The sequence below is a fragment of the Stenotrophomonas sp. genome (genome assembly GCF_032103445.1).
Lineage (GTDB): Bacteria > Pseudomonadota > Gammaproteobacteria > Xanthomonadales > Xanthomonadaceae > Stenotrophomonas.
Window position 1 is genome coordinate 1 of record NZ_DAMDFR010000106.1, and the last position, 8716, is coordinate 8716.

The window sequence follows — 8716 nt, forward strand, 5'->3', positions numbered from 1 at the left end:
GCCAGCATGGCAATGCGGGTTGCCCGCTCGGCCAGACCGGCATCGTCACGTCCGGCCTCGGCCGCCTCCAGGTACCAGCGCGCGGCCTCGGGCAGCTTGCCGGCCTGGAGCGCGAACTCGCCGGCCATGACCGGGGTCAGCGGGGCGGGTTCTGCCAGCCGGGCGGAGCCCGGCGCTGCGTCGGCGGCGAAGGCTCCGCTGGCGACCAGGGACAGCAGCAGAACGCTGGAGATGCGAATCAATGCGGGCATCGGGGGCTTCTGGCCTTAAAATGACAACTTGAATGGCCAGCAGCTTATCGCAAGCAACTGAACAATGACCCTGTGGGTGCTCGGACTGAACCACCAGACCGCGCCAGTGGAGCTGCGCGAACGCGCCTCTTTTGGCGGCGACGCGCTGCCGCGGGCGCTGGCCTCGCTGCGCGACACCCCGCAGGTGGCCGAAGCCGTGCTGCTGTCCACCTGCAACCGCACTGAGCTGTATGCGGTGGCCGAATCCGGTGATGCCCTGGCCCAGTGGCTGGAAAGCCACGCCGGCCAGCTGCAGGGGTATCTGTACCAGCACGCGGACGCCGATGCGGTGCGCCATCTGTTCCGGGTCGCCACCGGGCTGGACTCGATGGTGCTTGGCGAGCCGCAGATCCTCGGCCAGGTGAAGGATGCCTGGGCCATCGCGCGCGACAACGGCCTGCTCGGCCAGCGCCTGGACCGGCTGTTCCAGCAGACCTTCTCGGTGGCCAAGCGCGCCCGCACCGACACCCGGGTCGGGGCCAATCCGATCTCGGTCGCCTCCACTGCCGTGCGCCTGGCACAGAATTCGTTCGCGCGGCTGGAAGATTCCACCGTGCTGCTGGTCGGCGCGGGCGAGACGATCGAACTGGCCGCGCGCCATCTCAGCGAGGGCCGCGTGCGCCGCCTGCTGATCGCCAACCGCACCCTGGCGCATGCGCAGGAACTGGCCAGCCGCCATGGCGGCGTGGCCCTGCCGCTGACCGAACTCGAACGCCACCTCGGCGAGGCCGACGTGGTGTTCTCGGCCACCGCCGCACGTGAACCGGTGATCACCCGCGCGCAGGTCGCCGCCGCGCTGAAGACCCGCAAGCACAAGCCGATGCTGCTGTTCGACCTGGCCGTGCCGCGCGACATCGAAGCGGCCGTGGGCGAACTGCAGGATGCCTTCCTGTACACCGTGGACGATCTGGAACGCGCGGTGGAGGACAACCGTCGCAGTCGTCGCGAAGCCGCTGCAGAAGCTGAGGCCATCATTGAACTGCAGGTGGCCCGCTTCGTCGAAACGCTGCAGGCCAATGCCCACCAGGCTCCGTTGCGGCAGCTGCGCGCCTATGGCGACGCCACCCGCACCGAGATGCTGGAAAAGGCCCGGCAGCAGCTGGCCAACGGCAAATCGCCCGAGGAAGTCCTGGAGCTGCTGGCGCACGGCCTGACCAACCGCCTGCTGCACCCGCCTACCGCCGCCCTGCGCGCTGCCGCGCTGAGCGGCGATACTGAACTGACCCGCGCTGCCGAGCGCCTGTTCCCGGCCAAGCCGGGGTATCAACACCCTGTTGTGAGGAATGATGACGCCGACCCTGCGCCGTAAGCTGGAAGCCCTGGCCGAGCGCCGCGAGGAACTTGAACGTCTGCTGGCCGACCCTGCGGTGGTCAACGACAACGAGCGCTTCCGCAACTTCTCGCGCGAGTTCGCGCAGCTGGAGCCGGTCGCCACCGCGCTGGCCGACGAAGCGCGCGCCCACGCCGACCTGGCCGCCGCCGAAGCCATGCGCGCCGACCCGGACCTGCGCGAGCTGGCTGACGAGGAGATCGCCGCCGCCCAGCAGCGCCTGCAGGAACTGGACGGCGCGTTGGCGCTGCTGCTGGTGCCGCGCGACCCGCGTGATGACAGCAACCTGTTCCTGGAAGTGCGCGCGGGCACCGGCGGCGATGAAGCCGCAATTTTTGCCGGCGACCTGTTCCGCATGTACGCGCGCTTTGCCGAACGCCAGGGCTGGAAGGTCGAAATCGAATCGGACAATCCGGGCGAACATGGCGGCTACAAGGAAATCGTGGCGCGCGTGGTCGGGCGCGGTGCGTTCTCCAAGCTGAAGTTCGAATCCGGCACGCACCGCGTGCAGCGCGTGCCGGCGACCGAGTCGCAGGGCCGCATCCATACCTCCGCGGCCACGGTGGCGATCATTCCCGAAGTCGACGATGTCGATGAGGTGGTGATCAACCCGGCCGATCTGAAAGTGGACACGTTCCGCTCGTCCGGCGCGGGCGGCCAGCACGTCAACAAGACCGAGTCAGCGATCCGCATCACCCACGTTCCAACGGGCGTGGTGGTGGAATGCCAGACCGAACGCAGCCAGCACGCCAACCGCGACAAGGCGATGAAGCGTTTGAAGGCCCAGCTGCTCGACAGCGAGCGCAGCAAGCAGGCCGCCGCACAGGCCGAGAGCCGTCGCCTGCAGGTCGGCAGCGGCGACCGCAGCCAGCGCATCCGCACCTACAGCTTCCCGCAGGGCCGGATCACCGACCACCGCGTGGAAGGACTGACCCTGTACGACCTGCCCAACATCATGACCGGTGATCTCGACGCCCTGGTCAACCGGCTCAGTCACGAGCACCAGGCCGACGAGCTGGCCCGGCTGTCCGAAGGCTGACCGGTGTCGGCCTGGCAGCAGCGTCAGCAGTTGCAGCAGGCGCTTGCGCGCCAACCGGGCGACTTCGTGGCCTGGGTCATGCTGGCCGATCTGGAACTGGAAGCCGGCGATCTACGCGCCGGCGAACAGGCCGCGCGGCGTGCGCTGCAGCTGCGCCCCAACCATCCGGAAGCGCTGGCGCGGCTCGGGCGCGTGGCCTGGACGGCCGGCGCGCACGCCGATGCTGCACGCCTGCTCGGGCAGGCCTCGGCGCTGGCCCCTGAACACCCGGGTATTGCGTTGTGGCTGGGCCACGCACTGGAAGATGCCGACGACGCCGAAGGTGCTGCGGCGGCCTACCGCCGTGCGCACGCGCTGTTGCCCGGTGAACCGTATATCGCCGCCCAGCGCCTGGCATGGCAGCGCCGGCTGTGTGACTGGCAGGACATCGACCGCCTGGCCACGCAGGTGCGCGAAGCGGTGGCCGCCGGCAACGGCGTGGTCGAGCCGTTCGCGTTTCTGAGCGAAGACGCCAGCGCCGCCGAACAACTGCGCTGCGCACGCACGCGTGCCGCCGCCGTGGCGGCCGGCATTCGCCCGCTGCCTGCCGCGCGGGTACGTGCTCAGGGTCCACTGCGGATCGGCGCGCTGTCCAACGGCTTCGGTGCCCACCCCACCGGCCTGCTGACCGTGGCGCTGTTCGAGCAGTTGCGTCTGGATCCTGCCCTGCAGCTGCACCTGTTCGCGCTCAACCGCGACGATGGCAGCCGCATCCGCCAGCGCCTGCAGCAGGCGACCACGCTGCACGACGTGGCCGGCGTGCGCCATGAGGAAACCGCCGCGCGGATCCGCGCACAGGGCATCGACATCCTGCTGGACCTGCGCGGCTGGGGTGGCGGTGGCGCGCCGGAAGCGCTGGCACTGCGCCCTGCCCCGCTGCAGGTGAACTGGCTGGCCTATCCCGGCACCTCCGGCGCGCCCTGGCTGGACGCGGTGATCGGCGATGGGTTTGCCCTGCCGCCGGCGCTGGAACCGCAGTACAGCGAACGCGTGCTGCGCCTGCCGCGCGCGTTCCAGCCCTCGGACAACACCCGCGTGCTGGAACCGGCCCCGAGCCGCGCCGACTGCGGCCTGCCGGAACAGGGTGTGGTGTTCTGCTGTTTCAATAACAGCTACAAGCTCAATCCGCGCAGCATGCAGCGCGCGTTCGCGGTGCTGCAGGCGGTGCCGGGCAGTGTGCTGTGGCTGCTGTCCGGACCTGGCCAGGCCGATGCGCGGCTGCGCGCCGCAGCGCAGGCGGCCGGCGTGGATCCGGCACGGCTGGTGTTCATGGCCAAGCTGCCGCACCCGCAGTACCTGGCCCGCTATGCACTGGCTGACCTGTTCCTGGACACGCATCCGTACAACGCACACACCACGGCCTCCGATGCCCTGTGGGCCGGGTGCCCGGTGCTGACCTGCCCGGGTGAGACGTTTGCGTCACGGGTCGCGGGCAGCCTGAACCATCATCTGGGGCTGGAGCGGATGAACGTCGCCGATGATTCGGCGTTTATTGCCACCGCCAGTGCGCTGGGGAATGATGCGGCCGCGCTGGCGGCGCTGCGCGCGGAGGTGGCGCGGGCGCGTGAGCAGAGTGGCGTGTTCGATATGGCGGGGTTTGCCGCGGACCTGTCGGCACTCCTGCAGTCGTTCGCACGTGAACATGGCTGGCAGGGAATCTGAACACCACCCGATGTACGCTTGGACCTCCTGTCAGCTGACGAGGCACGCATGAGCAAGCTCAAGCGCAAGGAATACGAGGCCCTGCTGGAACCGCTGCAATTGGAACTGGCGCGGATGGCGCGCTGGGTCCAGCACAGCGGGCAGCGCGTGCTGGTACTGTTCGAAGGACGTGATACCGCCGGCAAGGGCGGCGCGATCCAGGCCATTGCCGAACACCTCAACCCACGCCAATGCCGGGTGGTGGCCCTGCCCAAGCCGACCGAGCGCGAGAGCACGCAGTGGTACTTCCAGCGCTATGTCACCCACCTGCCCGCCGCCGGCGAGATCGTGCTGATGGACCGCAGCTGGTACAACCGCGCCGGCGTTGAACATGTAATGGGCTACTGCACCGAACCCCAATACCGCGCCTTCCTGGCGCAGACGCCGGTGTTCGAACAGCTGCTGGTGGACGACGGCATCCTGCTGTTCAAGTACTGGCTGACAGTGGACCAGGAACAGCAGGAAAAGCGCTTTGCCGAGCGCCATGTCGACCCGCTCAAGGGCTGGAAGCTGTCGCCGGTGGACCTGAAGTCACGCAGCAAGTACACCGCGTATACCGAAGCACGTGAAGCCATGTTGCGCGCCACGCATCGGGATGCGGCCCCGTGGACGCTGGTGGATTTCGATGACCAGAAGCGCGGTCGGCTGACCTTGATCCGCAATCTGCTGGACCGGTTGCCGGACACGCATGTGGATGAGCCGATCCCGGAGCTGCCGCCGCTGAAGGGGAAGCTGCATGAAGAGCATTTTGGGGTGCTCAAACCGATCGAGGCATTCCCGATCGGGGATTGACGCCATGTGCCGACCAACGGTCGGCACCCACCTTGCTCGGTACGCCGCGATCAACCGTTCGACGCGATCGCCTTCTCGATATCCGCCGCCGTCACCGGGCCCAGGAATTCCTTGGCGACCTTGCCGTCCGGCGCGATCAGGTAGGTCATCGGCAGCCCGCGCGGAATGGCGAAGTCTTCCGGCGGGTTGTAGGTATCGACCAGTACAATCGGATAGGTGACCGGGCGTTCTTTCAGGAAGGCCTTCATGTCATCCACCTCGATGTCCTCGTAGGCCAGCCCGACCACCTCGATCTCTTCGCGCATGGCATGCAGCGCCGACAGCTCCGGCATTTCCTTGCGGCACGGCGCGCACCAGGTGGCCCAGAAGTTCACCACCACCCACTTGCCGCGATGCGCGGCCAGGTCATAGGTGCTGCCATCCACCGCCGGCAGCACCAGACGTGGCGATTGCACGGTCTTGCGGTCGGTATCGACCGCAGCCGGCTCGGCGGGTTCGGCGGGTGCCGCAGGAGTTGCCGGTGCCGGCGTCGGCGCGGGTGCGGCGGGCTCGGCCGCGGGCTTGCAGGCGGCCAGGGTCAGCAGGCCCAGGGCCAGCAGCAGGGGACGAACAGTCATGGGGAATCTCCGGGGGAGGCATAGATGTCGCTGACGCGACGTTTGAGCAGCTCGCGCAGCGGCAGGCGCAGTGCGTCGAGCGCGTTGACCGAGGCGCAGCCCAGGCTGTCGTCGCGGTAAGGCAGCCACGCTTCCTTGACCGGAATGCGCATCTGCGTGGTTTCGTACAGGTCGGCCAGGGTGAGCTTGTCCAGGTCGCGCGCCAGCAGCCATTCGCCGCGCTCGTCGCGACGCACCACGCGGATCGCTTCCAGGTCGCACAGCATGGTCTGCAGCAGTGAATCGGTCAGCATCGGCTCCAGCCGCAGGATCTCGTCGTCGTCCAGGCTGTGCCCTTCCACGCGCGCCTGCTGGAAGCGCCCGATCAGCCGCAGCAGGCCATACATCTCGTAACCGGTGGGCAGGCGCAGGTCGGCCGGCTGGTAGCGGAAGGCGGCAATCGACGAGGCCAGCGATGCCCCCAGCAGTACCGATACCCAGCACAGATAGATCCACAGCAGCAGGATCGGCACGAACGCGACCGTGCCATACAGCTTCTGGTAGGACTGGAAGCTGCCCAGGTAGGCCCCCATGCCCCACTTCACCAGTTCCAGCATCACCACCGCCAGCACCGCGCCGGGAATGGCGTGCCGCCACTTCACCGTGTGGTGCGGCACCACCCGGTACACCAGCGTGATGCAGACGAACTCGATGAGAATCGGGGCCAGGGTGAGCGAGGCGTTGGCCAGCAGCCGGCCTTCCGTAGTGCCGAACAGCGGCAGCGCGAACACGCGCGCCGACACCGCCAGCGACGCGGCGGCCAGCATCGCGCCCAGGGTAAGCACGGTCCAGTACACCAGGAAGCGGGTCAGGCGCGGCCGCGCCGAACTGACCCGCCAGATCTGGTTGAAGGTCTGCTCCACGCTGTTGAGGGTGATCAGCAGCGACACCACCAGGGCAATGAAACCGGCAGCGGTGAGCTGGCCGGCACTGGCCGAGAACTGGCGCAGATAGCCTTCGGCCGCGCGCGCGGCGTTGGGCACGAAGTTGGAGAACACATAGTCGCTGAGGGTGTCGCTCCAGCGATCGAACATCGGGAATGCGGAGAGCACGCCAAACACCACGATGGCCAGCGGCACCAGCGCGAACACGGTCGTATAGGCCAACGAGGCGGCCGCCTGGAACAGGCGGTCATCAAGAAAGCGACGCCACAGGAAGCGCCCGAAGCTGGCGGTGCGCGCACGGTCGCGCACACGCTCCATCCACAGGTTGACGGTATCCAGAGGTTCCATTGGCAGCAAGCGTACCCGATGCGCGGTGCAGGCAGGCACAAAGGGCCGCATACTGCGGCCTGACTGAAGCTTATGTGGAAACAAGATGGCGGAGATTCTGGTGCTGTACTACAGCCGGGGCGGTTCGGTGGCGCGGCTTGCGCGCCAGATCGCCCGGGGCGTCGGCGAGGTGCCGGGCATGAGCGCCCGGCTGCGCACGGTGCCGCCGGTGGCTGCCGTGACCCAGACCGCCCGCCCGCCGGTGCCTGAAGACGGTGCCCCTTACGTCAGCGTGGAAGACCTGGCCGAATGCAGCGGGCTGCTGCTGGGCAGCCCGACCCGGTTCGGCAACATGGCCGCGCCGGTGAAGCATTTCCTGGATGGGCTGGGGGCCGAATGGGTGAACGGTACGCTGGCCGGCAAGCCGGCCGGCGTGTTTACCTCGACCGCGTCGTTGCACGGCGGTCAGGAATCCACCCTGCTCTCGATGCAGGTGCCGTTGCTGCACCATGGCTGCCTGATCGTGGGCATCCCGTTCACCGAACCCGCGCTGAGCCACACCACCACCGGTGGCACACCCTACGGGGCCAGCCATGTGGCCGGGGCCGACGACAACCCGGTGCCCAGTGAAGACGAAGCCACCCTGGCCCGCGCGCTGGGCCGGCGCGTGGCCGACATCGCGCGGCGGCTGGCGTGAAGGGGCGCGGCCGTGACGCCTTGTTGATCGGCCTGCTGCTGGCCCTGGCCGCGGTGTATGCGGCGTGGTTCTGGCAGGACAAGCACTGGCTGGCCACCCAGCTGGTGTTCACTGCCCCGCCGCTGCTGCTGGCACTGGGCACGTGGTGCAGACGCGGCAACGCGCCGTTCTGGTCCGGAGTGCTGGCGCTGTTCTGGTTCAGCCATGGCGTGATGAGCGCCTGGAGCCATCCCGAGACCGCCGGCTGGGCCTGGGCCGAACTGCTGCTGGCACTGGCGATCATTGGCGTGGCCAACGCCCCCGGCTTGATGAAACGTTTCGGTCGGTAACCGCGACGCACATCCACGTATCATGGGCACCGTCGCGCGACGCCCCGCGCGGTTCTGACCGCACTCCAGGATGCCTGCAATGGAAGAACTACTGATCATCACCACCGGTGGCACGATCGACAAGATCTACTTCGACGACAAGTCGGACTACCAGATCGGCGATCCGCAGATCGGGATGATCCTGCGCGAACTCGGCGTGACCTTCCGTTTCAACGTGATTCCGATCCTGCGCAAGGACTCGCTGCACATCACCGATGAAGACCGCGAGCTGATCCGCGCCACCATCGCCGCGCAGCCCACCCGCCATGTGCTGGTGACCCACGGCACCGACTCGATGGTGCAGACCGGCCAGGTGCTGCGCAGCATCGCCGACAAGACCATCGTGATGACCGGTGCGCTGAGCCCGGCACGCTTCCGCGGTTCGGACGCGGAGTTCAACATCGGCTGCGCGATCGGCGCGGTGCAGTCGCTGCCGGCCGGCGTGTATATCGCCATGAACGGGCGTATCTGGGACCCGCAGCACGTCCGCAAGAATGTGGCCGCGAACCGGTTTGAGTCGGCCTGAAAGGAGTGCGATTTGACGCGCATGGCGCGTCACTTGTGTCTCGGACTGGGCCCTGATCAGGCACAAT

General features: G+C 67.9%; 9 protein-coding genes and 1 pseudogene. 7 read left to right on the top strand and 3 right to left on the bottom strand.

Annotated features, from left to right (window positions below; translation table 11 throughout):
* Positions 1 to 251 (bottom strand): annotated as a pseudogene (locus tag RT551_RS20525) (hypothetical protein); the annotation flags it as partial.
* A 64-nt stretch (positions 252 to 315) separates the two neighbouring features.
* Between RT551_RS20525 and hemA the strand changes: the two are divergent.
* From hemA to ppk2, 4 genes are read left to right on the top strand one after another with little or no spacing between them, the layout of a single operon-like run.
* Complete coding sequence (gene hemA, locus RT551_RS20530) at positions 316 to 1599, top strand: glutamyl-tRNA reductase (RefSeq protein ID WP_313461929.1); 1284 nt, start codon at positions 316 to 318, stop codon at positions 1597 to 1599.
* Positions 1577 to 2659 carry a peptide chain release factor 1 gene (gene prfA / locus RT551_RS20535; RefSeq protein WP_313461930.1) on the top strand — a complete coding sequence of 361 codons (1083 nt, stop codon included), beginning with the start codon at positions 1577 to 1579 and terminating at the stop codon, positions 2657 to 2659. The genes hemA and prfA overlap by 23 nt, the downstream gene beginning before the upstream one ends.
* Before the next feature lie 3 nt (positions 2660 to 2662).
* Positions 2663 to 4360: a tetratricopeptide repeat protein gene (locus RT551_RS20540; protein WP_313461931.1), complete on the top strand. Its 1698-nt coding sequence runs from the start codon at positions 2663 to 2665 to the stop codon at positions 4358 to 4360.
* Positions 4361 to 4408: 48 nt separating this feature from the next.
* Complete coding sequence (ppk2, locus tag RT551_RS20545) at positions 4409 to 5191, top strand: polyphosphate kinase 2 (protein WP_313461932.1); 783 nt, start codon at positions 4409 to 4411, stop codon at positions 5189 to 5191.
* Between the two features lie 50 nt (positions 5192 to 5241).
* Here ppk2 and RT551_RS20550 read toward each other — a convergent pair whose 3' ends face one another.
* Together RT551_RS20550 and RT551_RS20555 are read right to left on the bottom strand one after the other, a co-directional pair.
* Positions 5242 to 5808: a TlpA disulfide reductase family protein gene (locus RT551_RS20550; protein WP_313461933.1), complete on the bottom strand. Its 567-nt coding sequence runs from the start codon at positions 5806 to 5808 to the stop codon at positions 5242 to 5244.
* A complete protein-coding gene (locus RT551_RS20555) occupies positions 5805 to 7079 on the bottom strand; it encodes a YihY family inner membrane protein (protein ID WP_311190273.1) in 1275 nt (424 codons plus the stop codon). The genes RT551_RS20550 and RT551_RS20555 overlap by 4 nt, the downstream gene beginning before the upstream one ends.
* A gap of 85 nt (positions 7080 to 7164) precedes the next feature.
* Here RT551_RS20555 and wrbA point away from each other — a divergent pair, with 85 nt between their 5' ends.
* From wrbA to RT551_RS20570, 3 genes are all read left to right on the top strand, one after another.
* The gene (gene wrbA / locus RT551_RS20560; RefSeq protein WP_311190272.1) at positions 7165 to 7755 is read left to right on the top strand and encodes an NAD(P)H:quinone oxidoreductase; all 591 of its coding nucleotides are present in this window, start codon (positions 7165 to 7167) and stop codon (positions 7753 to 7755) included.
* Complete coding sequence (locus tag RT551_RS20565) at positions 7752 to 8084, top strand: DUF2069 domain-containing protein (protein WP_313461934.1); 333 nt, start codon at positions 7752 to 7754, stop codon at positions 8082 to 8084. The genes wrbA and RT551_RS20565 overlap by 4 nt, the downstream gene beginning before the upstream one ends.
* A gap of 79 nt (positions 8085 to 8163) precedes the next feature.
* Positions 8164 to 8649, top strand: coding sequence for an asparaginase domain-containing protein (locus tag RT551_RS20570; protein WP_313461936.1), 486 nt, complete (start codon positions 8164 to 8166; stop codon positions 8647 to 8649).
* Positions 8650 to 8716 lie beyond the last annotated feature (67 nt).

Excerpts from the sequence above, each read along its gene's own strand:
- hemA (WP_313461929.1), top strand. The coding sequence starts at position 316 with ATGACCCTGTGGGTGCTCGGACTGAACCACCAGACCGCGCCAGTGGAG.
- prfA (WP_313461930.1), top strand. The coding sequence starts at position 1,577 with ATGACGCCGACCCTGCGCCGTAAGCTGGAAGCCCTGGCCGAGCGCCGC.
- ppk2 (WP_313461932.1), top strand. The coding sequence starts at position 4,409 with ATGAGCAAGCTCAAGCGCAAGGAATACGAGGCCCTGCTGGAACCGCTG.
- RT551_RS20550 (WP_313461933.1), bottom strand. The coding sequence starts at position 5,808 with ATGACTGTTCGTCCCCTGCTGCTGGCCCTGGGCCTGCTGACCCTGGCC.
- RT551_RS20555 (WP_311190273.1), bottom strand. The coding sequence starts at position 7,079 with ATGGAACCTCTGGATACCGTCAACCTGTGGATGGAGCGTGTGCGCGAC.
- wrbA (WP_311190272.1), top strand. The coding sequence starts at position 7,165 with ATGGCGGAGATTCTGGTGCTGTACTACAGCCGGGGCGGTTCGGTGGCG.
- RT551_RS20570 (WP_313461936.1), top strand. The coding sequence starts at position 8,164 with ATGGAAGAACTACTGATCATCACCACCGGTGGCACGATCGACAAGATC.